This is a genomic window from Pseudoduganella lutea, from assembly GCF_004209755.1.
Taxonomy (GTDB): domain Bacteria; phylum Pseudomonadota; class Gammaproteobacteria; order Burkholderiales; family Burkholderiaceae_D; genus Rugamonas; species Rugamonas lutea.
Genome location: NZ_CP035913.1, coordinates 454117 through 477075 on the forward strand (window position 1 = coordinate 454117; position 22959 = coordinate 477075).

The 22959-nt window shown below is 65.4% G+C and carries 19 protein-coding genes; 9 read left to right on the plus strand and 10 right to left on the minus strand.

What is annotated here, in order from left to right:
- Positions 1–21: 21 nt before the first annotated feature.
- The 5 genes from EWM63_RS01855 to EWM63_RS01880 all read right to left on the minus strand — a co-directional run bounded on the left by EWM63_RS01855 (position 22) and on the right by EWM63_RS01880 (position 5186).
- Positions 22–858, minus strand: coding sequence for a pirin family protein (locus tag EWM63_RS01855; RefSeq protein ID WP_130185032.1), 837 nt, complete (start codon positions 856–858; stop codon positions 22–24).
- Positions 859–902: 44 nt separating this feature from the next.
- The gene (locus EWM63_RS01860) at positions 903–1355 is read right to left on the minus strand and encodes a nuclear transport factor 2 family protein (RefSeq protein WP_130185033.1); all 453 of its coding nucleotides are present in this window, start codon (positions 1353–1355) and stop codon (positions 903–905) included.
- Positions 1356–1705: 350 nt separating this feature from the next.
- Positions 1706–2596 (minus strand): AraC family transcriptional regulator, encoded by an 891-nt coding sequence (locus tag EWM63_RS01865; RefSeq protein WP_130185034.1) that lies wholly within the window; start codon positions 2594–2596, stop codon positions 1706–1708.
- A gap of 274 nt (positions 2597–2870) precedes the next feature.
- Positions 2871–3431 (minus strand): putative antibiotic biosynthesis monooxygenase, encoded by a 561-nt coding sequence (locus EWM63_RS01870; RefSeq protein ID WP_130185035.1) that lies wholly within the window; start codon positions 3429–3431, stop codon positions 2871–2873.
- Positions 3432–3722: 291 nt separating this feature from the next.
- A complete protein-coding gene (locus tag EWM63_RS01880; RefSeq protein WP_130190119.1) occupies positions 3723–5186 on the minus strand; it encodes an aldehyde dehydrogenase family protein in 1464 nt (487 codons plus the stop codon).
- A gap of 77 nt (positions 5187–5263) precedes the next feature.
- Between EWM63_RS01880 and EWM63_RS31665 the strand changes: the two genes are divergently transcribed.
- Positions 5264–5404 (plus strand): hypothetical protein, encoded by a 141-nt coding sequence (locus EWM63_RS31665; protein ID WP_165390725.1) that lies wholly within the window; start codon positions 5264–5266, stop codon positions 5402–5404.
- Between the two features lie 190 nt (positions 5405–5594).
- Here the strand turns inward: EWM63_RS31665 and EWM63_RS01885 are convergent, their stop codons facing one another.
- A complete protein-coding gene (locus EWM63_RS01885) occupies positions 5595–6170 on the minus strand; it encodes a TetR/AcrR family transcriptional regulator (RefSeq protein ID WP_207221220.1) in 576 nt (191 codons plus the stop codon).
- A gap of 231 nt (positions 6171–6401) precedes the next feature.
- Between EWM63_RS01885 and EWM63_RS01890 the strand changes: the two genes are divergently transcribed.
- Positions 6402–7514 (plus strand): alpha/beta fold hydrolase, encoded by a 1113-nt coding sequence (locus tag EWM63_RS01890; protein ID WP_130185036.1) that lies wholly within the window; start codon positions 6402–6404, stop codon positions 7512–7514.
- Complete coding sequence (locus EWM63_RS01895) at positions 7511–8560, plus strand: ankyrin repeat domain-containing protein (protein WP_130185037.1); 1050 nt, start codon at positions 7511–7513, stop codon at positions 8558–8560. Before EWM63_RS01890 ends, EWM63_RS01895 begins: the two co-directional genes overlap by 4 nt.
- Position 8561: 1 nt before the next feature.
- Here EWM63_RS01895 and EWM63_RS01900 read toward each other — a convergent pair whose 3' ends face one another.
- Positions 8562–10253 carry a sigma-54-dependent Fis family transcriptional regulator gene (locus tag EWM63_RS01900; protein ID WP_130190121.1) on the minus strand — a complete coding sequence of 564 codons (1692 nt, stop codon included), beginning with the start codon at positions 10251–10253 and terminating at the stop codon, positions 8562–8564.
- Between the two features lie 338 nt (positions 10254–10591).
- On the opposite strand from EWM63_RS01900, the gene EWM63_RS01905 reads away from it, so the two are divergent.
- The 5 genes from EWM63_RS01905 (at position 10592) to EWM63_RS01925 (ending at position 15150) form a co-directional block, all read left to right on the plus strand.
- The gene (locus EWM63_RS01905) at positions 10592–11200 is read left to right on the plus strand and encodes a nuclear transport factor 2 family protein (RefSeq protein WP_207221221.1); all 609 of its coding nucleotides are present in this window, start codon (positions 10592–10594) and stop codon (positions 11198–11200) included.
- Between the two features lie 285 nt (positions 11201–11485).
- Positions 11486–11647, plus strand: coding sequence for an alpha/beta fold hydrolase (locus EWM63_RS32255; protein ID WP_229487679.1), 162 nt, complete (start codon positions 11486–11488; stop codon positions 11645–11647).
- 57 nt (positions 11648–11704) lie between these two features.
- Positions 11705–12652, plus strand: a complete 948-nt coding sequence (locus EWM63_RS01915) for a VTT domain-containing protein (protein WP_130185038.1) — start codon at positions 11705–11707, stop codon at positions 12650–12652.
- A gap of 145 nt (positions 12653–12797) precedes the next feature.
- Entirely contained in the window at positions 12798–13631 is an 834-nt protein-coding gene (locus EWM63_RS01920; RefSeq protein ID WP_130185039.1) for an NAD-dependent epimerase/dehydratase family protein, read from the plus strand.
- 19 nt (positions 13632–13650) lie between these two features.
- Positions 13651–15150: a GH39 family glycosyl hydrolase gene (locus EWM63_RS01925; RefSeq protein ID WP_207221222.1), complete on the plus strand. Its 1500-nt coding sequence runs from the start codon at positions 13651–13653 to the stop codon at positions 15148–15150.
- A gap of 21 nt (positions 15151–15171) precedes the next feature.
- Here EWM63_RS01925 and EWM63_RS01930 read toward each other — a convergent pair whose 3' ends face one another.
- The 3 genes from EWM63_RS01930 to EWM63_RS01940 all read right to left on the minus strand — a co-directional run bounded on the left by EWM63_RS01930 (position 15172) and on the right by EWM63_RS01940 (position 20553).
- Entirely contained in the window at positions 15172–16473 is a 1302-nt protein-coding gene (locus EWM63_RS01930; RefSeq protein ID WP_130185040.1) for a polysaccharide pyruvyl transferase family protein, read from the minus strand.
- 106 nt (positions 16474–16579) lie between these two features.
- Positions 16580–18184: a glycoside hydrolase family protein gene (locus EWM63_RS01935; RefSeq protein ID WP_130185041.1), complete on the minus strand. Its 1605-nt coding sequence runs from the start codon at positions 18182–18184 to the stop codon at positions 16580–16582.
- Positions 18185–18315: 131 nt separating this feature from the next.
- Positions 18316–20553 (minus strand): glycoside hydrolase family 3 N-terminal domain-containing protein, encoded by a 2238-nt coding sequence (locus tag EWM63_RS01940; protein WP_130185042.1) that lies wholly within the window; start codon positions 20551–20553, stop codon positions 18316–18318.
- 206 nt (positions 20554–20759) lie between these two features.
- Between EWM63_RS01940 and EWM63_RS01945 the strand changes: the two genes are divergently transcribed.
- On the plus strand, positions 20760–22940 hold the full coding sequence (locus EWM63_RS01945) for a glycoside hydrolase family 36 protein (RefSeq protein ID WP_130185043.1): 2181 nt from the start codon (positions 20760–20762) through the stop codon (positions 22938–22940).
- Positions 22941–22959 lie beyond the last annotated feature (19 nt).

Here is a 22959-nt window from a genome sequence, read left to right on the forward strand (position 1 = left end):
AACAACAAGAACATGCTGCGGTCAGCCCTGGAATACCGGGACACTGCCAGTGGCCTGGCGGCGGTCGCCAGCTGCGGTCAACAGCGTGCGCAGGTGCTCGATATTGGCCTCGCCCCTGGCCAGTGCCGCCGCGGATGTGTGCACCGAGTAGTGCCCGAGATGCAGCTCGTGGGCATGCGGCACGGCGCTGCCGATGACGATCACGGCGTCGCCCTCCGCGCTCGCCTGCACGGTGAACGATTGCCCGGATTGTTCGAAGACCAGCATGTCGCCCGCCGTGGCGGCGGTATCGCCTTCCAGCGCGCCACTGGCAACGGCCAGCCAGGCCCTGATTCCGTCCGGCGCGCGCGCGGGGCTGCGCGCGGCGCCATAGCTCCCCAGGATCACGCGGGCAGGTCCGCTCGCCGGCACCTGATCCGCTTCCACGTATTGACTGTCCACCGGCGCGAGCTCCAGCCCGGGCCCCAGGGCGATCCACAGCTGGAAACCCTTCACCCTCGGCGAGTCGCCGGCGGACATTTCCTTACCGTGCCAGACGCCGACGCCGGCACGCATCCATTCGAAGCCCCCGAAGCCGATGCGCCCCATGCCGCCGGCGGGGTCGTCGAAGCGCATGTCGCCATCGGCGAGAACGGTGATCGTCGCGATGCCCGAGTGCGGGTGGATCGGGAACTCGGCACGGGGATCATGCAGATCCAGGTCGAACAGGTCGAGGAATACAAAGGGCTTGAGGGACCGCCCCAGGGTGCCGGGGCTCATCAGGCGCCTGATCCCGCCATGCTCGGTGCCGCGCGTTCGCCTGAGGATCCGCCGCGCGGAAGTCGCTGCCAGGGTTTCCTGTGAATCGATTCGGTTCATGATTTTCTCCTATGTCAGATAACGGTATCGGGCAGGCGACGTGCTCAGAACATCGCGCCGTCCATGGCCGCTGAGAACGCGCACGGGTTCCAGTACTCCCGGTAATTCACGATCAGCCCATTGTCGAAGGTCACGAATGTCGCGTAGCTCATCTCGTAGGGATTGCCGTTGCTGATCACCTGTCCCGAAACGCTCCACTCGGCGATGGCAAGGCGCGGATCGTCGGTGCCATGGATGCTCATCGTGCGTGTCGTCTTCAGGTCGATGACGCCGGGATAGTCCTTCAGGTACTCGTAGATCGCCGCCCGGCCGACGATCTTCCTGGATGCTTCATCGGGTGCGAAGGGAAACTCGACGATCACGTTCTCGTCGCACAGTGCGGCCCAGCCTGCGATGTCCTTGGCCAGGAACGTTTCCAGGCTGCGCCGCAGCAGTTGCACTGCGTCAGGGGTAGCGCCTGGCGTCGCCGGGTGGCTATTTGGAAATGCGTTTTGCATGTCTTTCTCCATGTGGGAAGCGCCATGGCGGCATGGCCGCCACGCGTCGTGCTGCGATCCGGATCAATCAATCTCGCTCCGATGCCGGTCCGGCCCAGCCAATGTCGTGCGATGGATTCAATGGTAGTGAGCGGGGATGGATGGCGCGTTGCCTGCCTTGCGCCAAGGGTGCCGATCTTGCGGTTCGATGCGCGGCCGGGCCGCGAACGGCAGGGCGATGCCTGCACGCCGGCTATTGGGCGGAATGCGGAAGAGACGTCCCCGGAGGGATGGGATGGAGAAGCAGGGGCGGCGGACCGCTGACGGCACGCCTGCCGGGTTTATGGAAGGCGCGGCCGCGTTGACGGGCGTCAGGTCCTGGTATTGCGAATGATACGGCGATACTCGGTCGGGCTCCGGTGAAAGTGCTTGAGGAAGATCCGCGCCAGCACCTGGTTGGACGAATAGCCGACTTCCTGGGCGATCTGGGTAATCGTCAGCTCGGTCTTTTGCAACAGCTCGGTTGCCCTTTGCATTCTCAGTTGCGTGAGATAGACCCTGGGGGGCACGCCGAGGCTCTGCTTGAACATGCGAGCAAAATGAAACACCGAGAGCCCTGCATCGGCAGCCAGTTCGTCGAGACTGAGATCTTCCGACATCCGTGCCCGCATCGCTTCGAGGCAGCGGCGCCTGATCAATGGAGCAAGGCCGCCGGTCACCGTTTCCAGCGGCGCACCGCCCAAGCGGCAAAGCTCGGCAAGGATTTCACATCCGGCGGCGCGCACCAGCAGCCGCGATGGCACGCCCTCTTCCTCACCGAGGAACCACAGGTTCTGGAGTGCCGAACGGATGACTGGCGAGTGGAAGGCGCCACGGTAAAGACGCAGCGATTCAACGGAAAACTGCCCGCCGGCTGCCTCGTCCAGCATGGTCTGCCACTGCGTGAGGGAAAAGGACAGGCTGCGGACGTGATGACTCCTGTCGACCATCACGGTTTGCGCAAAATTGGGGGCGGCGAGGAAAAAATTGCCCTGCTCGCTTTTCACGCTGAAAAATCCGCCTCCCGCGTTGGCGCTCACCTGGCCGCCACCGACTTGATCCTGGTACAGCACGAGTTCCGCCAGCGCCGGATGCGACATGTCGCCGGCCGGGCGCGCCAGATCGACCAGATCGAGGAGCCCACCGGGAGATTTCCTGGTGCGCACGTAGCTTGCTTCGTGACTGGCGCTGTACCACTCGGTAAAGCTATTGGTATTGAGCATTCCAGAATCCTTTCGCAGAAGCGGCTGGCAGCGAAGTCCTCCGTTTGCTACCCTCCGGCCTTTCCCGATCTGACGGACACCGGACTTTCGATGTCCTGGACAATCTTACGCCAATCGGATCCTATCATGACAATATCGTAACGGCCGAGGCACTACTGTGGCCCGGGTGAAGGTCAAGGAGAAAGTCGCCGGATCACTCGACGATTATCCGCGTCGGCCGTGGACATTGTCGAGTTACCGCCCATTGCGTTTTTTGGTGGCCGATTGTGTTTGTTCATTGCATCGCCAGCCATCTTCCCGCCCACCGGGAGAGCAGCGGCATCAGCCAGTACACCATGATGGCCGAGATGATCGCGGCGGTGAACGCCAGCACCAGGACACCAGGCACGGCCAGGGGCAGCTTGCGCGCCAGCGCGCCGACGAGCGCAGGGATCACCGCGGTCAAGGGAAAGACAGCCAGTGTCGACAGCAGCCATTGCTTCCAGCGTTTGGGTGGGCTGGATTTGCCGGGCGTTGAAAACCAGAATTCATTGTTGTCATGGACCCGATAGGTGTCTTCACGCAGGAGCCAGGGCTCGACCTCCTTCAACAGCGCCGCACGCACGCCCGATCGGAGCCACGCCTCGGCGTCGGGACCGGAACAGAACCGGAGTATCACCACGTAGCGCAGACCTGCCCCCACCGGCCGGATGATATCCGTTGCCAGATACCCCTGGAACAGCCGGTGGGCCGCTACCGCCGTATCGATCCACGCTTCGTAACTGGCGTGGCGGTCGGGTGCGATGTCGTGGACGATCACACTGGTTCCCTGTGCGGCGTCGGTATGTGTGTTCATTGTTTTCGACCTCTACGTCATTGCATAGTGATGAACGGCCATCGATCGCAGGATGTGCGCAATGAAATCACAGGTCGCGGGCCGAAGCGGCTTGGCCTTTCGTGTTCCTCAACCAAAAAGCCGGCCGGCGGTTCGGGCAACCAGCTCCCCCTTGGTGCCGCGCTCCACCCAGTTCGATCTCGCTCGGCTGGCACTGCCCCTGGCCACCGGCGATGGTGGTCCCTCGGTACGAAAAGACGGATAACGACGGCACTTGTGGAACGCAGTTAGTCCTGACTGTCTTTCAATGGATCAGGCCACCCCCGGTTGCATGACGATGTGTTTGTGTTCCAGGAAATCCTCGAGTTGCGCAACGCCGCGCAAACGCCCCTGCCCGCTTTGCTTGTATCCGCCTTCCTCGAATTCATCGCGCATGACGGCCCAGTCGTTGATCCAGATCGTTCCCGCTTCAATGGCCCGCGCGACGCGCAGCGGCCTGTCGACATCCCGCGACCAGATACTCGCCGCCAGGCCATACTCGCTGTCGTTGGCCAGCGCGATGGCCTCCGCCTCGGTGTCGAATACCTGCATGGTCAACACGGGGCCGAAGGTTTCTTCCTGCACGATCGCCATCGTCGGGTCGTTCACTTCCAGCAGCGTTGGCAGATAGAAGGCACCGCGTGAGAGGGGACCATCGAGCACCGGTCCGCCGCGAACGATGCTGCTTGCGCCGGCGGCCAGCGCGGCTTCGACGATCCGGTCGACGCGAGCGACATTGGCTTTATCGATCAGTGGCCCCATTTCGCTGGACGGGTCCGATGCCGGCCCTGCTTTCACTTCAGGCAGTCGTCGCTTGAGCCGCTCGCGCAGCTGGTCGGCAACGCCACGCTGGACCAGCAGACGGCTGCCGGTCATGCAGAATTGGCCAGCGAAGGTCGTCAGAGCCTTCTCGATGCGCGGCAAGGCGGCGTCCAGGTCGGCGTCGTCGAACACCAGGAAAGGCGTCTTGCCACCCAGTTCGAGTCCGAAACGCTTGAGCCGCACAGCGCCGGCCCGGGAAATGGCCCGTCCGGTCGCGGTGCTGCCCGTGAAGCTGATCGTCGGCACGTCAGGCGCGTCGACGAGGTAACTGATCACTTCCTTGCTACCGGTCACGATGTTCACGACACCAAGCGGCAACCCGGGTGTTTCGCTGATCACCTTGCTGACCAGTGCGTTGACCTGGGCGGTCTGGGCCGGCATTTGCACGACTGCCGTGCAGCCGGCCGCCAGCGCAGGCGCAAGCGAACGCACCATCAGTCCGACAGGCGAATTCCACGGAACGCTGATGCCGGCAACGCCCATCGGTTCACGCAGGACCATGGAAAACCTGCCGGGCGACCACTCGGAGGCGCGTCCCTGGTCGGTTGCAATCAGTGCCGCGCAGTAGCGCAGACCGGGCGCCGCCAGCGCGATTTCAAAAGTAGCCTCCGCCGCGATCTTGCCGTTTTCAAGACTCAGCAGTGCCGCCAGTTCGCCGGCGCGCGCCTCGAACCGGTCGGCCATTGCATGCAAAACGCGAACGCGCAATGCCCGGTCGTGGCGCCATGGCCCGGATTGAAAAGCGCGCGAAGCGGCAGCCACGGCATCGGCTGCCTCATACTCGGCGCCAAAAGCGTAGCGCCCGATGACTTCACCGGTGGCCGGATCGAAGCTGTCGCCATGCTCGGCGGAGTCGCGCCAGGCGCCGTCGATCCAGTGCCGTGCGTGGGGGAATGTCAATGCGGGTAGTTTCATATGGCCTCCAGAAAAGTAGGGTTCCTCCAGGGCGCTCCATGTTTCAGTGCCCTTCCCTATTCCTGTTTGCAAGCGCCATGCCAGCAAATATCGATCCGATGACGGGCTCACCGGAGCTGGCTGCGCTGCACCGCAAAAGACACATCGACAGAAGAGAAATCGTCAAAGATCGCAGCAATAATGCTGCATTGCAAAATAATATTTCCCGTTATCTATAATCACCATTTCGTCATTTTATGTAGAGCACGTAGCTCAAGGTGACGAAATGATCAATCGAGCGGGACGGTTGGACACGGAAGTGCCGAGGCTCGGGATAGCCGTGCAGCAGGACAGAAACGCGCCACCAACCCGGCGGTGGACAATGGCGCTATCGCGCGTGGCGGAAAGAGCAGCCACGTCGACCGATCCTCATGCGGGCGCCGAGAGCCACGCTACCGTGAGCGACGCAAGGTCTCCGGCAGCCACTTCCTCTCTCACACGGCCCAGCACCATGGCGTCGGACAACGCTTCGGCCGCCCCGACGATGCCAACGCAGCGGCGCCGCACTTCATCGGAACGCAAAGGCGATACCGGCGCCAGGAAACGGTGATAGAACTCGACATAGCCGTCGATCATCGTCCGCTGATAGCGCTGCATTTCGGCATCGCCGCGCAGCGCGGCGCCGATCGCATGCCATTCCGGCCCCAGCGCTGCATGGCAGGCCATATAGGCCGAGGCCAAGGCGCCTGCCACATCCGCGAGATTGGCCGGAACCTCCCGCAGTGCCGCGGCAACCGTCTGCAAGCGTCGCTGGTTGATGTCTTCGTAGAGCGCAATCATGAGCCCCGGGCGCGTCTGGAAATGGTTGTACGCAATGGGCTTGCTGATGCCTGCCCGCTGGGCCAGCGCGCCGAGGGTCAGCGCATCGGTGCCGTACTCCCGGACGATATCCCACGCCGTGGCGAGCAGTTGCGCCCGCCGTTCGTCCTTGCTCATCTTCTTCATGCATTCCCTTTCGTGCGCGCTTGACACCGTGTCCGAGCCGATTATACTTACCAAACGTAACTTACGACACGTAGCTTACTCATCGTAACACATCGTGCGGCCAGGACCAGTCACCTCTGGCGGCTTCCCGCGCCGTCGGCCATGGCACGCAAAGCGCTGCCGTGATCAGTGCCGTGGCAGACGAGCTGCCACTTCCCTGTCGACGGGCCACTTCAGAAAAGGAGTTTCAGCATGCTCCCGGATTTCCAATCGTTTGCCCGGTTACACGCCGGCGTTGCGACGCCGGTTCTTCATACCAGAAGGCGGCTTCTCGGTGCCGCTGCCCTCCTCGGACTCGGCGTGCAGCCTCGCGCCATTGCGGACGAGCCCGAACGCCCATCCCGGTTCCCGCTGCAGCGGCATTCATTGAGCATCAACGGGCAGCCATTCCATGTGCTCGAACAGGGCACGGGCCCGGCAGTGCTGTTCTGCCATGGCTTTCCCGATACCGCCGAAACCTGGCGCAAGCAGATGTCCGCCATGGCGGAAGCGGGCTACCGTGCCGTTGCGCCGGACATGCGCGGGTTTGGCAAGAGCCATGCACCGGCCGCGGCAAGCCTGTACAGCTCGCGGCACATCGTGGCCGACCTGGTCGGCATCCTCGACGCACTGAAGATACCGTCGGCTGCCATCGTCGGCCATGACTGGGGCGCCGATCATGCGCAGCGCGCCGCACTCATGCATCCCGAGCGCTTCCGGGCCCTGGTCAGCATCAGCATCCCGTACGCGCCCCGGGGCGAGATCGACACTTGGGAATCCCTGCGCCGCCGCGGCCTGGGTCAGCGTTACTACGCCCTCGATTGGCTCAAGCCCGGTTCGGAGGCGGCCTTCACGCCAGCGGCGGCGTCGATCCGGTCAATACTGTACTGGGCTTCTTCCAGCCCACCGCCGGACCGGCGCTGGGATCCGGTCGACCCGTCTCGCAGCCTGTTGCGCCCTGCTCCCGCCAGTTTGCCCGCCTGGGCGGACCCCGGCTATGTGCGGCACACCATCCGGAGCTTCGAGGAAAGCGGTTTTCGAGGCGGCTTGAACTATTACCGCGCATTGCCCGTCAGTTTTGCGGAAACGGCGGCGTTCAAGGACGCGCCAATCAGGCAGCCGTCCTTATACGTCTGGGGCGCCGACGATGGCTTGTGCCGGTTCTTCCATCCCGACACGCCCCAGCTGGCCGAGCTGCGGCGCATGCAACCGCGGCTGGTCGATCAGGTCCGGCTCGATGGCGTCGGCCATTGGGTGCAGCACGAAGCGCCGGACCGCCTCAATGCGGCCTTGCTGCAATTCCTGGCGGGACTGGGGGCGTCATGAATCTTGCAAACGCCATCCGCCAGGACGACATGACGCAGGTCCGCGAACACCTCGGCACCATGAAAAATCCGGCTCAGCGTGACGCTGACGGTTTTACACCCCTCATGCTTGCCAGCGCCCTGGGCAAGACAGGGATCGTTCATCTGCTACTGGACGCCGGGGCCGACGTGCATGCGGTCGACGCACGCATGGGGACGACCGCCCTGCACAAGGCGGCGCAGGCCGGATCGGTCGACGCAGTGCGCGTCCTGCTGGACAACGGGGCCTTCATCGACCAGCAATCGGCCGGCCTCGGCAACACGGCGCTGATGGACGCCACAGTCCACCGGCATGAGCGCGTTGTCCGGTTCCTGCTCGACCGCGGCGCCAGGACCACGCCAATGAACTACGCCGGGGAGACCGCGTTGGACCTGGCGCGCGCCGGCAGGCTCGAGGCCATCGCCGGCCTGATCGAGACTCGGATCGCGTGCGACCAGGCACGTATTCGTGGCCAGTCGCTGATGGCGGCGGTCAAGCGAGACGACCTTGCCGACGTGCGGCGCCTGGTCGCGGCAGGCCATGCCGTCGACGAGCGCTCACCCAGGAGCGGCGGACCGGACGAGGACTGCACGCCGCTCGGCATGGCTGCGCGCATGGGGCATGCCGGGATCGTGCGCGCCTTGCTCGAGCTTGGCGCCGATGCGGCCCGTGTCAATGGTCCGATGAAAGCGACAGCTGCTCACGAGGCTGCCTATTTCGGGCATGCCGACGTGCTGCGCGTCCTGGCATCGCCGCTTCACGAGGGCGCCGCCGTCGTCGATATCGATGCCCGGGGACAGTACAACGGCATGACCGCGTTGCATGACGCTGTGTGGCATGGCCATCTGGACGCGGCGCGCGCGCTGGTGCGGGCCGGTGCGCGGCTCGATCTTCGGTCACATGCGGGGCTGCGTCCGCGCGAACTCGCTGAACTCCACGGCTACGACGAGGTCGCCCGGATGATCGCCATTGCGGAAGCCGGCAGCCAACAGGATCGGGCCATCCCGGCGGCAATGCGCAGCGCGTGAATCAGCCTGGCACGTGATCGTCGGCGGTGCCGGGCGTGCACCGCTTCAGCCGGTAACTGAGCTGCGGCCGGGTGATCCCGAGCAGGCGCGCGGCGCCGGACAGGTTGCCCTTGCAGCGGGCGACCGCTTCGCGCAGCACCATGTTCTCGATATCCTCCAGCGACATGCCGCTGCCAAGAATCCGGTCGCATAGCGAGCCCTCGCGTTCCTGGCCAGGGTCTTGGAGTGCCCCCGCCTTGTCGACGGCAACGCGCTCCATTTCGGGAAGCACGAAGTTCGGAAACAGTTCCTTGCATTCGATCCAGTCACCCTGACCAGCCAGGATGACCCCGCGTTCGATCATGTTCCCAAGCTCGCGAACATTGCCGGGCCAGTCGTAGGCCGTCAACGCCCGCATCGCCTGGTCGGTCACGCCTGCCACGCGCTTTTCGTGCAGCGCGCAGAACTTCTCGACCATCGTCGACACCATGGACGGGATATCGCTGCGCCGTTCCCGCAGTGGGGGGATCAGGATGGGATAGACACTCAGGCGGTAGTACAAATCAGCCCGGAAGCGCCCCGCCTTGACGGCCTCCGGCAAGTCGACGTTGGTCGCCGCAACGATGCGCACGTCGACCTTGCGAGGACGGTCGTCGCCGAGCCTTTCGATCTCGCCTTCCTGCAGTGCCCGTAACAGTTTCGCTTGCGAGGCGAGTGGCAGCTCACCAAGTTCGTCCAGGAACAGGGTGCCACCGTCGGCACGTTCGAACTTGCCTGCGCGGGAATTGCTTGCGCCGGTAAAGGCGCCCTTTTCCACACCGAACAGCTCCGCCTCGATCAGGTCATGCGGCAGTGCCGCGCAGTTGATCGTCACGAAGGGCTTGTCCGCTCGCCGGCTCCGGTTGTGGATGGCACGCGCAAACCGTTCCTTGCCCACGCCGGTCTCACCGGCCAGCAGCACGGTCACGCTGGTCTCGGCAGCCTTCTCCACCAGGCGGTAGGCTTGCCTGAAGCTTGGCGACTCGCCGACCATGTCCTCCAGGGTACGCGATGTCTTCAGGCTGCTGCGCAACGTCTCGACCTGGGACGACAGTTCCAGCATCTGGGAAACGATGGATTCAGGTTCAAAGAAGCACGTGAAGTCCTCGGCGTCGGGCCATTCCTCGACGGGCTTGCCGACGATCCGGCATTCGTCGTCCGAACAGCCGATGCACTTGGTTTCCTTGAACAGGATGAAGCGCCCCATGAAGGCGGACGTGTAGCCGGAGGCGTAACCGATCAGGCTCCAGCATACGGCGTCCTGCTGCGGGCCGAAGGCATTGACATGGGCATCGGCTTCCCACGAGTTACGCCAGATGAACTCGCCATGGAATTCACCCTTCTCGACGTCCATGTGGCCAAGCACGGGGATCACCTGAACGCCGCCCTCGAGCATGTGCATCTGCGGTCCCGTTGCAAACGCTTCTTCGATCGTGAGATTGCCACGGATCTTGCGCGCCAATTCCGCGTCGCGCTTTCCGGACGCAAAACCCATGCGCGTGAACATTCGCCGCGTAAATTCCTGGCCGACGGAATTGACCATCTCTTCGCGCAAGCCGCCGAGTGAAGCCGCATGCAGCAACAGCATCCGGCTTTCGGACAGCCAGATCGACCCGTCGTCCGGCGAGAAGCGGATGAGCCGGCGTAGATCCAGGTCTTCGGGGAATTCGATCATCACATCTCCTCAAGCGAATGTCAGGCAACGCGTCGTGCAGCCTGATACCAAATTTTAATCATTTCGTACGCTCATCGGTAGATAAAGCTGCAACTTCTCCAAATGATAAAAACGACCTGACCTGGCGCTTCCGGTATCGCAATGCAGCATACCAATCGCGTGAAATGCCTTGGATTCAGCCTGCTGTCTCGGTGTGCATTGCAGCAGAAATGGCTTTTCTCACGCCATGAAAGGATTCCGTACAAGGTGGCACGGGGCTTGCAAACTGCTAGGGCACGAAGCTGATGAAAGCTCGTTTTGGCAGAGCGCCACGTATCGACCAACTGGAAAGGAATAAAATGAAACCCATCATCAATATCGCAGGCACCGCGCGACAAACCTTCATCGCCGCCGTAGTGTCGGTCGGCGCGGTCATGCTGCTCGGCGCTTCATCGGCTTCGGCACGGGAGCCGGCGAAGGCCGCCGCAAGCCGCGCGCCGATCGACGTCGTCAAGGAATTCCTCGAGAACACCGCTCCCGACAAGGTCGATGCCGCGGCAAAGCGGCTGGTCGCGCCCGACGCGACCTATATCTCCCTCACCTTCGACAATCCGGAGCTCAAGAAGATCGAGCCCTGGGCAGGGAAATCGACCGGCCCGGCGGGCTTCAGCACCACGTTTTCGCGCGTGGCCAAGTACTGGAAGATCGAGGATTTCAAGATCACGGACATGTTCGGCAGTGGCGAAAACGTTGCGGTGTTCGGGACCTTCACTTACCGCTCGGTGGCTGTCGGCACCTTGTTCAGTTCGCCATTCTCGATCCATTCCAAAGTGAGGAACGGGAAGATCGTGTACTTCCAGTTCATGGAGGATACCTATGCATCGGCCGCGTCGTTCCGGCAAAGCGGCAGCTGGACAGTGAAAACCGATCCAGGCGCACCGGCGTTCGAAGTGGGCAAGGGCAAATAAGACACGCTGCCCGGACGTGATGCGAAACGCCGCTTTCGCCCCGAACGCACGAGCGGCCATCTGCATGGCGGCGATTTCCTCGACATGGACAATCGCCGCCTCATCGGACCGCAAGATCGGCTTCAACTGCGCAAGGGGCGCAACGCGGCATTCGATCCACGTCCATAGAATTTCGACATTGCACGGCGCGGCGCGAACCAGCAACCAGGCGGTTTGCGGCGCGCTCCCGGCCGCCCCGCTTCATCTACCGGCTGCATTTACCGCCTTGCATCCGAAAGGAGAATCATGAACACCCATCGCACAATCGACACCGTCGCCACCAGGGACGGCACCATCATCCACTTCACCGATTGGGGACATGGCCAACCGGTCGTGTTCGGCCACGGCTGGCCGCAAACGCAGAAGGATCGCCGGAATGCCGGAATGCTGGCCTTCCCGCGCACATGACAGACACGCGGACCCGGCTGGTCCGGGCGTCACGGAAGTAGGCACGGGGAGGCAATCATGCCGGAGTCGATGTCGAGCCTGTTCAACCAGTACGGCACGCTGCTGGTGTTCGTGAATGTGCTGCTTGTTCACCTGGGCCTGCCCATTCCGGCAGTGCCTGGCCTGATCATTGCGGGTGGCCTGGTGGCGGCAGGACAGCTCGACCCGGTCCTTGTCCTTGCAGCGGCGGTGATGGCAAGCACCCTGGCGGACTATGGCTGGTACCTGGCAGGCCGCCGCCTCGGATATACCGTCCTGCGGGTTCTCTGCCGTTTTTCGCTGTCGCCCGATCTGTGCGTACGGCAGGCAGAGATCAAGTACGAGCGCTGGGGAGGCGGGCTGCTGCTGTTCGCGAAATTCGTTCCCGGGGCGGCCTTGCTCGCCCCGCCCCTGGCAGGCATCTTGCACATGCCGTGCCATCGCTTCCTGGTGTATGCGGGCATGGGAGGTTTGTTGTGGGCAGGTACTTTCATCGCCATCGGTTACGCCCTGGACGTACAGGCAGGCACCGTCATTGCGGTGCTGGAACGCGTGGGCATCTACACGGCACTGGCCACGGCGACCATGCTGGCGAGTTATGTTCTCGTCCGCCTGCTGCATCGCCAGCGCCGGCTCCGCGTGGTCGAGGCGATGCGGATCAGTGCAAGGCAGGCGCAGCACCTTCTGTCGGCACCAGCAGGCGCGGTTCTGGTCGATGTCCGCTCCGCCGCCGCGAGAAACCTGGACGGCAGGCAGCTTCCTGGCGCGATGGTCTTCGATGTCGACGAGCTGGAGAAGATCGTCCGCTCGATCCCCAGGGAGGCGCACGTGGTGATCTTTTGCGCCTGCCCGGACGAGGTATCGTCCGCCCACGTGACAAGTCGGCTGAGGCGGCTGGGCTACCTGCACGTATCTTCATTGAAAGACGGCATCGATGGCTGGGTCAACGCCGGGCTCCCGATCCTTGCAGCGGAAATCCCGGCATGATGGTCGTCGGCGAACGCCAGATCGAATTCAGCATGCCAAACGGCTTCTGACATGATACGATATAACATATCTTAACTGTTTTGAGGAATGCCATGCGCCAGACGCACCTGCGGCACCGGGGCACCGGCGTTCCAGCCTGCCGCCCATGACCCTGACTCCATCCCCGACTGCCGTGCCGGAAGGCACCGTCTTCATCACCGGCGGCGCTGGCCGCATCGGCACCGACCTGCGCGCGCGCCTTGCCGCCCTGGGTTACCAGGTGCGCTTTGCCGATATCCGGCCACCCGCCGACGGCAACCTCGACGGCTTTTACCAGCTCGACCTGGCCGACCAGGACGGCATGGCGGCCGCGATGGCCGGCTGTCGTGCCCTCGTGCACCTGGGCGGCCATCCGCGCGAAGCCGACTGGGAAACCATCGAGGCGCTCAATTTCACCGGCGCCTACAATGCGCTGATGGCTGCGCGCCGGGCCGGCATTTCCACCGTCATCTATGCCAGCTCGAACCACTATGGCGGCCTGCATCCCGCGGACACGGTTTTGGCGGCCGACCTGGCGCCTCACCCGACCGGCCTGTATGGCGCCTCGAAGGTGTTTGGCGAAAGCCTGCTGCGCGCCGAATGCGCCGCCTTTCCCGTCATCGGCTTTGCCTGGCGCATCTGCGCGTACAAGCCCGAGCCGGTCAACGCACGCGACTTGCGCATGTGGTGCAGCCCGGACGATGCCGCCCGCCTGGTCGACCGCTGCCTGCGCTGGACCGGGCCGGGCTTCCAGGTGATCTGGGGCGTGTCCGGCAACACGCGCACGATAAAGAACGACCCGGCCGCCGAACGCATCGGCTACCGCCCGCAAGATGATGCGGAACAGTGGATCGGGCGCCTGCGGGCGGCCGGCATCGATACCGCCCGGGTGTCGGAATGGTCCTGCCTGGGCGGCGAGAAGGCGGCCGACTGGCTGGCACAGCGCCGTCCCGGCGCCTGAACAATCGAAGAGGCCTCACTTGACCACGACCCTGACCCGACGCACCCTGCTGACCCTTGCCGCGGCCGGAGCCCTCCTCCCGGCTGTCGCCGTGGCACAGCAGGCCGCGCCGCCCCTGACCCATATCGGCGATGTGGCGCCGAGGCCCGCCCATGCCGGCACGCGCAACAACTGGCTGCTCGGCTGCGAGACGCTGGACCGCGATTTCGCCAGCTACGACGCCTACAAGGACTACCTGGTGCCGCTCGGTATCCGCCGCCTGCGCCTGCAGGCCGGCTGGGCCAAGACGGAAAAGAAACCGGGCGAATACGACTGGGCCTGGCTCGACCACATCGTCGACGATGCCACCTCGCGCGGCCTGGCGCCCTGGCTGCAACTCGCGTACGGCAACGCCATCTATCCCGGCGGCGGCGGCACCAACCTGGCCGCCGGCGTGCCCGATTCGCCGCAAGCGCTGGCCGCCTGGGACCGCTGGGTCACCGCGCTGGTGACCCGCTACCGCGACCGGGTAACGGACTGGGAAGTGTGGAACGAACCGAATTTCGGCGACAACACCTACAACACGCCCGAGTCGTTCGCGGCGCTGTCGGCGCGCAGCGCCGCCATCATCCGCCGCCTGCAGCCGAAAGCGAAGATCTCCGGCCTGGCGCTGGGCCATATCGACTACGACTACGCCGAGCGCTTCTTCCAGGCGCTGCACGCCAAACGCCAGCTGGCGCTGTTCGACAACATCACCTACCACGACTACGTCTACAACCCGGACCAGCACTACCCCAAGGTGGAAAAGCTGCGCGCCATCCTGCACAAGTACGCGCCGGGCATGCCGCTGCGCCAGGGCGAGAACGGCGCGCCGTCGGTGCCCTACAGCGGCGGCGCGCTGGGCGACTGGGCCTGGTCCGAGATCGCCCAGGCCAAGTGGGCCACGCGCCGCATGCTGGGCGACCTGGGGCACGACATCGAGTCGAGCGTGTTCACCATCATCGAGATCGCCTATACCAACGGGCCGATCAATACCCTCAACACCAAGGGCCTGATCAAGTCCGATGCGAGCAAGCGCGCGTTGCGGCCCAAGGCGGCCTACCGCGCGGTGCAGACAGTGGTGGCGATCTTCGACGACCAGCTGGCCCGCCTGCCCGACATCGGCCACGTCCACAACGACAAGCTGGTGCCGCAGGACCCGCGCAAGGTGCTGATGACGGCGTCGACCGACCGCACGGTCGCGGCCTATGGCTACCGCCACAAGGCCAGCGGCAAGGACGCGTACACCCTGTGGCTGGCCGACGTCATCCCCGGCAGCGACCTGGCCAGGAAAAGCTACCGGATCGGCCTGGCCAACGCCCGCTTCGAGCAGCCGGTGTACGTCGACGTCATCAGCGGCAAGGTCTACGACATCCCGGCCAGCGAATGGCACGTCAAGGACGGCCGCACGGTCTTCACCAACATCCCGCTGTTCGACGGTCCCGTGGTGATCGCCGACAAGTCGCTGGTGCCGCTGGCGGCCGCGTCGCCCGCCGGCTGAGCGCCATGGCGGGGGCTCGCATCAGGCGCGGCGCGCCTTGTCGAGTTCCTTGCCCAGCACCGCCATGGTCTCCGCGTGGCGCCTGCGGGTGAGGTCGCGTGCACGGCCCGCCCTGGCACGGGACTCGGCCGGTTGCTGCGCCATCTTCAGAACGGCGGCCGGGAATGCCGCCACCTCTTCCTCGACGTCGAAATTGAACAGCCATTCCGACAGGCCGATGTCGTCCCACATGCGCCCCTTGCTGCTCTGCTCCACCCAGCGGTTAACGATGGCCGGCACACCCAGGCCGATGCACATGATCGGGCTGTGCATCTCGTTGCTGAACATGCCCTCGCAGCGCTTGTAGACGCCCATCGCCTCTTCCAGCGTCCATGGCCGGTCCAGCCAGACGACCTTGCGCCGGACGTCTTCCGGCAGGTGATCGTAGACCCAGGTCTTGCCGATCTCCGTCTCGGTCTCGTCCTCGTTGCCGATCAGGATCTTCAGGCCGGTCTGGCGCACCACGGCGACGATCGCCTCGCGCAGCGGCGCATGGTCGAAATCCTTCATTTCCTCGTTGCGCTGGTGCTGGCGTCCGTCGAAGGCGCGCTTCTTGCGCACGTGCAGCCAGGTCGGCGTATAGCGCTGCTTGGGCAGGCAGACCATGAACCTGCTGTCGGCCAGCCCCAGTTTCTCCAGCAGCCGCGCCGCCGCCGCGTCGTCGGCCACGTCGGTGGAAAACACCACGTCCGGGGACCAGCCCATGATCGGCGCCTTCACCCCGTCCAGCTCGGCCTTCCTGAGCGACACCGAATCGCGGAAGTAGGCAAAGGCGGCGCGCGTCAGCGTGTCTTTCTCGGCGTTGCCGAAGATCCAGTGGCCGTAGGTCACGCCATACACGCCGAACGGTTTGCCGGTGCGCTTGCTGAACGCTTCCAGGTCCATCCATGCCAGCGCGTACGGCCCGGAATTGTGCAGCATGAAGTCGGCCGATGCCACGGCCGCCTCCAGTTCCGGCGTCGAGCCGGCGCCATTGGCGTCCAGCTTGCCCTGGGCAATCTTCAGCTTTGGGAAGCGGTTCGTCAGCATGCGGATTTCGTGCGCCGGGACTTCGTCGTACCACGGCCATAGCGTCACCTCGACCTGCGGCAGGTGGCGCTCCAGCAGCGCCAGCGCGGCCGGCGTATGCGCCACGTCGCCGATGTTCTCGATCTGCCAGTGCGAGCGCAGGATGATGCGGCGCGGACCGGCGGCGGCCAGGGCGGCGAAAGGCAGCATCGCCGCGCCGGCGGCGGCGGACAGGACGCCGAGCGCGCGGCGGCGGGATGGCTGGTGCTGGGTCATGCTTGTCTCCAGGGTCGGGTTGTCGTGCGCGGATTCTGAAGAGCGCCGCTCCGCCTGGCAATTGCGAAAACCGTCGGCGCGTTCCGCAAAGAACGCGCCGGCCCGCCTATTCGATGCGCACGCCGTGCACGTGCCGGTTGAAGCGCACCGGGTTGAAGCCGTGCGCGCCCAGGCGCGTCCCACCGGCGCGGATATTGCGCAGCGTGAGGCCGTGGATCGGCGACTGCTCGGTGCCGACGATATGCCCTTCGTCGGCGAACCACTGGTCCAGCACGATGTCCTCGAAGGTCAGGTCATCGATGCGCCCCGGCGCGTGGCTGGTATCGAAGCCGAACAGGCCGGCCATGTTGTACGGCACGTTGTTGCTGTTGCCGCTGCGCCGGCGTTCCTCGACGACCAGGTCGCGGATGGTGATGCCGCGCGCATTCTTGCGCACCCGGCGCGACGGCGTCGAGAACGATTCCAGCACGAACAGCACATGCGCGCCCTCCTTGCCGATCATGTCCACATGCTCGATCACCAGGTCTTCGACGGGATGCGTGTCGCGGTAGATGTTCTGCACCAGCAGGATGCGGCCCCAGGTGCCGCCCCACACCACGGCGTTGGACACGCGCGTGCCGCGCCCGCCCTTGGTGACGAAGAAATCGTCGTTGTTGAAGATGAAGACATCGTCGACCACGTTGTGGTCCCCGGTGACCCAGATGCCATCGGTGCAGCCGTTCCAGCTGACGGTCTTGAAGTTGCGGTACTGGTTGTGATGGGTCGCGTTGCCGCCGCCGTCCTCCAGCGCCACCTGCCAGGTGGTGCTCTGCACCAGCGTGATGCCTTCCAGCGTGAAGTGGTGCGATCCCTTGCCGCCGATCGCGGGGCGGGTGTACTGCCAGCGCGGATCGACCTTCTCGAACGGCCATTCGCCCCCCGACAGCAGGCCGCGCCCGCGGATGGTGATGTGCTCGCTGCCCTCGGCCAGGTCAAAGCGCCCTTCGACGATGGCGCCGGCGGCGATGTACACGCGCTCGTGCGACTTCAGGTGCAGCGTGCCGTCGCCGGGCAGGCGGTGCACGCCCGGGCCGAAATAATGGGTGGCGGCGGTGTCGGGCACGTCGGGCGCATCGGCGAACAGGAACAGCGGGTCGAGGCGGTCGTTGATCTCGACCGACAGCTTCTGGGCGCGCTGCAGGGTGATGTCGACCGTGCGACCGTCCGCGGCGATGACCGCAGGGATCGCGCGGCGCAGCGGGCGGACGGTCACGGTGCGTGCGCGCGCCGCCGGATCGAGCAGCTTGATGCGCACGTCGACCGCCATGCCCTCGAACGAGAACGGCGAGAACGACGCGGTGCGCAGGTCGGCCTTGCCGGTATCGAGGCGGCCCGGGATCACGCGGGACAGGCCGACCTGCCCGGCCGGTTGCAGCACGTCGCGCCGCCGCGCCGGGTCGGGATGAAAGAAGTCGTACAGCACCCAGTCGTTGCGCGTCTCGAACACCGTGGCCCGGCGCCACGCGTCTTCGCCCGCGCCGTGCGGGCGCACCAGCACCTGGTAACGGGCGGAATGGTGCAGGCGTTCGACGCTGGAAAGGTCGGCCGGGTAGGACGGCACGTGCAGGGCCGCGGCGCCCGCGGGCACCGCCGCCAGCATCGCCAGCGCCCACAGCCAGCGGCCGATGATGTGCCGGGCCAGGAATTGCCAAGTCAGGAAGTGCAGGGTCATGCTTTGCTCCGCTCGAAGGATGGTTCCCGGCGCATTGTGGGGAGCTTGCCGCGGCCCTGCAATTGCGATATTTGCGGCTTTTCATGCTTTACCGCACGCGCGGGCCCGTGCGGTGTCCAGGCCAGCCAGCCTCAGTCGGTCAATTCGAACTGCCCTTTCAGGCGGATGTCGTCCGACGCACTGCCGATCATCAGGTCGAAGCGGCCCGGCTCGGCGCCCCATTTCAGGTCGGCGTTGTGGAAGGACAGCAGTTCGCGGTCGATCTCGAAGCTGACGGACTGGCGCTGGCCGGGCTCGAGGCGCAGCTTGCGGAAGCCCTTGAGCTCCTTCACTGGCCGCGCGATCGACGCCACCGGATCGCGCAGGTACAGCTGCACCACTTCCTCGCCGGCGCGCTTGCCGCTGTTTTGCAGGTCGAACGACACGGTCAGCTTGCCGTTGCCGGCCAGGCTGCTGGTGGACAGGCGCAGGTTGTCGTACTTGAAGGTGGTGTACGACAGACCATGGCCGAAGGCGTACAGCGGGGTATTCGGCGAATCCATGTAGGCCGAGCCATACAGCGCCTCGACCTCCGGCACCGGGCGGCCCGTGTTCAGGTACGAGTAGTAGATCGGCACCTGGCCCAGGCTGCGCGGGATGGTGATCGGCAGCTTGCCCGACGGGTTGTAGTCGCCGAACAGCACGTCGGCCATGGCATTGCCGCCTTCACTGCCCGGCAGCCATGCATACAGGATGGCATCGGCTTTTTCGGCCACGTCGGCGAACGCCAGCGGGCGGCCCGCCAGCACCACCAGCACCACCGGCTTGCCGGCCGCCTTCGCGGCGGCGCGCACCTGGTGGAACAACTGGTCCTGCTTGCCCAGCAGGGTGATCGACGTGTAGGAACGCGCTTCGCCGGTATGGTCGAACGATTCGCCCAGCGCCATCACGACGACATCCGCCTCGCGTGCCGCCTTCACCGCGGCGGCGAAGCCCTTGCTGTCCTTGCAGGCGATGTCGCAACCGGCAGTCACCGTCAGCCGGCTTCCCGCGGCCAATCCCTTGCGCAATCCGTCGGCCAGCGAGGGCACGCTCTTCGGATCGCTGTGCACGATCCACGCGCCTTCCAGGTCGCGGCGGGCCTCGGCCAGCGGGCCGATCAGGGCAATCCGGCGCGTGTCCTTCTTCAGGGGAAGCACGGCGCCTTCGTTCTTCAGCAGCACCATGCTCTTCCTGGCGACGTCGCGCGTGGCGGCGCGGTGTTCGGGATTGGCGTGCACCGCCTTCTCGCGTGCCGCGTCGCTGTAGCGGTACGGGTCGTCGAACAGGCCCAGTTCGAACTTCTTGGCCAGCACATGGCCGACCGCGTCGTCCAGCGTGGCCTGGCCGACCTTGCCTTCCTTGACGAGCTCCGCCAGGTGGTTGCTGTAGGCGTAGCCTTCCATGTCGATCGTGTTGCCGGCGTTGATCGCCCTGGCGCCGGCGTCTTTCAGGTCGGCCGCGTAGCCATGGCGCACCATCTCCGCGACGGACTGCCAGTCGCTGACGACGATGCCATCGAATCCCCACTTCTGGCGCAGGATGTCCTTCTGCAGCATGGCGCTGCCGGTCGCCGGGATGCCGTTCAGGGTATTGAACGAATTCATGAAGGTCGCCACGCCCGCTTCCACCGCCGCCCTGAACGGCGGCAGATACACCTCATGCAGCTGTTGCGGGCTGATGTCCACGGCCTGGTAGTCGCGCCCGGCCACGGCGGCGCCGTACGCGGCGAAGTGCTTCGCCGTGGCCATCACGCTGTCCAGCTGGCCGATGCCCTTGCCCTGGAAGCCTTTCACGCGCGCCTTCGCGATCGCCGAGCCGAGGAACGCATCCTCGCCCGCCCCTTCCATCACGCGGCCCCAGCGCGGATCGCGCGCCACGTCGACCATGGGCGCGAAGGTCCAGTGCACGCCCGAGGCAGCGGCTTCGGTGGCGGCGATGCGCGCCGAGCGCTCGATCGCTTCCATGTCCCATGAAGCCGCTTCGCCCAGCGGCACCGGGAACACGTTCTTGTGGCCATGGATGACATCGAGCGCGAAGATCAGCGGGATCTTCAGGCGCGACTGCATCGCCAAGTCCTGCAGCTCGCGCGTTTCCGCGACCGACTTCACGGTCAGCAGCGAGCCGATCTTGCCCGCCTTGATGTCGGCGCGCTTGTCGACGTTCTTCGCCTGGGCGTTTTCCGGGCCCGTCAGGCCGCTGGCCACGACCTGGTTCAGCTGCCCGACTTTTTCTTCCAGCGTCATCTGCTGGAGCAGTGCCCGCACTTTCGCGGCGGTGGCGGCATCGGTGCCGTGGGCGGGGCCGGCGCAAATGCCGAGTACAGCAAGCGAAACAAGGGTGCGCTTCATGATTTCCTTAGCAATATCCAAAATTCGGGCGAGCGTAGCACGGCCCGGATCGCGCAGAAATTGCGTTTTTTGCGATGGCGTACTCATTTCCGCCGACAGGCGCCAGGCCGGCCCTTTGCGTTTTGTGCGCCGGTGCAATATCGCAATTGACCTGGCACGACCGGCATCGCTAGGCTGCACCGATTGATCCTTCGACGATTGCCGACATGACCACCGACCCCACCGCACTGCCCAACCCGCGCCGCCGCCTGCTGGCGTTCGCCCCCGCGCTTGCCGCCCTGCCCTGGTGTGCGCCATCGACCGCCCAGGAGGCGCCGGCCTATGCAAGCTGGAGCGCCACCGAACTGTTGCTCGACAACGGCGCAGTGCGCCGCCGCATTGCCCTCCCTGGTCCCGGAACCGGGCTGGCCACGGTGGACTATCGCGGCGCGCGGGCGCCGTCGCGCTTCTTTGCCGGCCATGACGGCAGCAAGCCCCGGCGCTCCGATGAATTCCGCTTCCTGGTGGACGGCAAGGCCGTCACCAGCGCGTCGGGCTGGCGCGTGAAGAACATCGCCGCGGCGCGGGACGCCCACGGCGGGCACGGTGCCCGCATCGCGCTCGATTCCGTGGACGGCCGGCTGTCGGTGGCCGTCGAGTACCTGCTGTATCCGGGCCTGCCGCTGGTGCGCAAGCGCCTGGCCGTGACCAACCGCGGCCGCCGCCGCGTGCGCATCGAGTCGGTCGAGATCGAACGCTTCGAGATGGAGGAATACTATCCCGGCACCTACGGCTGGATCTACAGCGACTACGGCCGGCGCAAGTCGCTGGCGCCGTTCCTGGGCACGCGCCAGGATTGCCTGATGGCGCTGCACAATCCCGACTGGCAGGAAGGCATCGTGCTGGGCAACGAGGCGCCGGGAGTGCTCAAGCACATGGCCGCCTTTTACGACAGCCGGGCACTGGTGGCCGGACTGACGCCGGCCGGCCAGCCGTACGCCTTCCGCCGCCACCTGGCGCCGGGGCGCAGCTGGGAATCGCCCCAGGTGTTCTCGATCGTCTACGCCAACGCGCGCACCTTCGAGACGATCCTCAACAGCGTCGTGCCGGACTTCGTGCGTCGCCACCTGGGCAGCCGGCTGGCGGCCAATCCGCACCGCCCCGGCTTCGTCTACAACACGTGGGAACCGTTCCAGACCGATATCAACGAAGCCCTGCTGCTCGAGCTGGTCGATGCCGCGGCGGACGCCGGCGCCCAGGAATTCGTCATCGACGATGGCTGGCAGGACGTCAACGGCGACTGGGGCGTGGACCGCGCCAGGTTCCCGCGCGGCCTCGGCCCCGTCATCGAGCGCATCCGCCAGCGCGGCATGAAGCCCGGCCTGTGGGTCAGCGTGGGGTCGGCCGACAAGCACAGCCGGGTGTTCCGCGCCCACCCCGACTGGTTCGTCGAGAACCGCGCGGGCCAGCTCACCAACCTGCACCTGGAAAGCTGGGCGGGCGACAAGCTCACCGCCTGCTTCACCACCGGCTGGCGCGACTACATCGGCGGCGTGCTGGCCCGGCTGGTGCGCGAACATGGCCTGGTCTACCTGAAGCTGGACTTCGCCGTCGTCACCAGCTCCTATGTCTTCGACCTGAAGCGCAACGGTTGCCACGCGCGCAAGCATTCGCATGCCGACCAGCCCGAGTCGCTGGCCCTCAACCACCAGGCCATGTGGGACCTGTTCGACGGCCTGCACCGCCAGTTCCCGCAGCTCTTCATCGATTGCACGTTCGAGGCGATGGGCGGCATGCAGCTGATCGACTACGCGATGCTGCGCCATGCCGAAGGCAACTGGTTGTCGAACTTCAACGAGGCCGACGCGGCGAACGACCTGCGCATCCGCCAGATGGCATGGTGGCGCGCGCCGGCGATGCCGGCCGCCGCGCTGGTGATCGGCAACGCGCGGCTGGAGGACGGCGGCGTGGAAACGCACCTGCAGTCGCTGGCCGGCACGCTGCCGATGCTGCTGGGCGACCCGCGCAAGATGGATGCGGCACGCAAGGCGCTGTGCCGCCGCTACAGCGCCTGGTTCAGCGCGCTGCACCAGCGCAGCGGCTATATGGACTACCGCCAGGACTTGCCGGGATTCGGCGAACCGCAGGAAGGCCGCTGGGACGGCTTCCAGCGCATCAATACCGACAGCGGCGCCGGCGGCATGGTCGGCGTGTTCCGCCATGGCGCGCCCGACGCCGCCGTGACGGCAAGGGTCGGCCACCTGCAGGCACGCGCCACCTACCTGGTGCTGGACATGGAAGGACGCGAAGTCGCCCGGGCCAGCGGCGCGCAGCTGGGCAGCCAGGGCTTCGCCGTGCGGATCGACGAAGACCACGGCGGGCGCCTGTTGGAAGTGCGCAGGCTGTAGCGGCAACGCGGGAAAGCGA

Excerpts from the sequence above, each read along its gene's own strand:
- EWM63_RS01905 (WP_207221221.1), top strand. The coding sequence starts at position 10,592 with ATGAAACCCATCATCAATATCGCAGGCACCGCGCGACAAACCTTCATC.
- EWM63_RS01920 (WP_130185039.1), top strand. The coding sequence starts at position 12,798 with ATGACCCTGACTCCATCCCCGACTGCCGTGCCGGAAGGCACCGTCTTC.
- EWM63_RS01915 (WP_130185038.1), top strand. The coding sequence starts at position 11,705 with ATGCCGGAGTCGATGTCGAGCCTGTTCAACCAGTACGGCACGCTGCTG.
- EWM63_RS01940 (WP_130185042.1), bottom strand. The coding sequence starts at position 20,553 with ATGAAGCGCACCCTTGTTTCGCTTGCTGTACTCGGCATTTGCGCCGGC.
- EWM63_RS31665 (WP_165390725.1), top strand. The coding sequence starts at position 5,264 with ATGCCAGCAAATATCGATCCGATGACGGGCTCACCGGAGCTGGCTGCG.
- EWM63_RS01930 (WP_130185040.1), bottom strand. The coding sequence starts at position 16,473 with ATGACCCAGCACCAGCCATCCCGCCGCCGCGCGCTCGGCGTCCTGTCC.
- EWM63_RS01880 (WP_130190119.1), bottom strand. The coding sequence starts at position 5,186 with ATGAAACTACCCGCATTGACATTCCCCCACGCACGGCACTGGATCGAC.
- EWM63_RS01855 (WP_130185032.1), bottom strand. The coding sequence starts at position 858 with ATGAACCGAATCGATTCACAGGAAACCCTGGCAGCGACTTCCGCGCGG.
- EWM63_RS01885 (WP_207221220.1), bottom strand. The coding sequence starts at position 6,170 with ATGAAGAAGATGAGCAAGGACGAACGGCGGGCGCAACTGCTCGCCACG.
- EWM63_RS01935 (WP_130185041.1), bottom strand. The coding sequence starts at position 18,184 with ATGACCCTGCACTTCCTGACTTGGCAATTCCTGGCCCGGCACATCATC.
- EWM63_RS01860 (WP_130185033.1), bottom strand. The coding sequence starts at position 1,355 with ATGCAAAACGCATTTCCAAATAGCCACCCGGCGACGCCAGGCGCTACC.
- EWM63_RS32255 (WP_229487679.1), top strand. The coding sequence starts at position 11,486 with ATGAACACCCATCGCACAATCGACACCGTCGCCACCAGGGACGGCACC.
- EWM63_RS01900 (WP_130190121.1), bottom strand. The coding sequence starts at position 10,253 with ATGATCGAATTCCCCGAAGACCTGGATCTACGCCGGCTCATCCGCTTC.
- EWM63_RS01890 (WP_130185036.1), top strand. The coding sequence starts at position 6,402 with ATGCTCCCGGATTTCCAATCGTTTGCCCGGTTACACGCCGGCGTTGCG.
- EWM63_RS01945 (WP_130185043.1), top strand. The coding sequence starts at position 20,760 with ATGACCACCGACCCCACCGCACTGCCCAACCCGCGCCGCCGCCTGCTG.
- EWM63_RS01870 (WP_130185035.1), bottom strand. The coding sequence starts at position 3,431 with ATGAACACACATACCGACGCCGCACAGGGAACCAGTGTGATCGTCCAC.
- EWM63_RS01895 (WP_130185037.1), top strand. The coding sequence starts at position 7,511 with ATGAATCTTGCAAACGCCATCCGCCAGGACGACATGACGCAGGTCCGC.
- EWM63_RS01865 (WP_130185034.1), bottom strand. The coding sequence starts at position 2,596 with ATGCTCAATACCAATAGCTTTACCGAGTGGTACAGCGCCAGTCACGAA.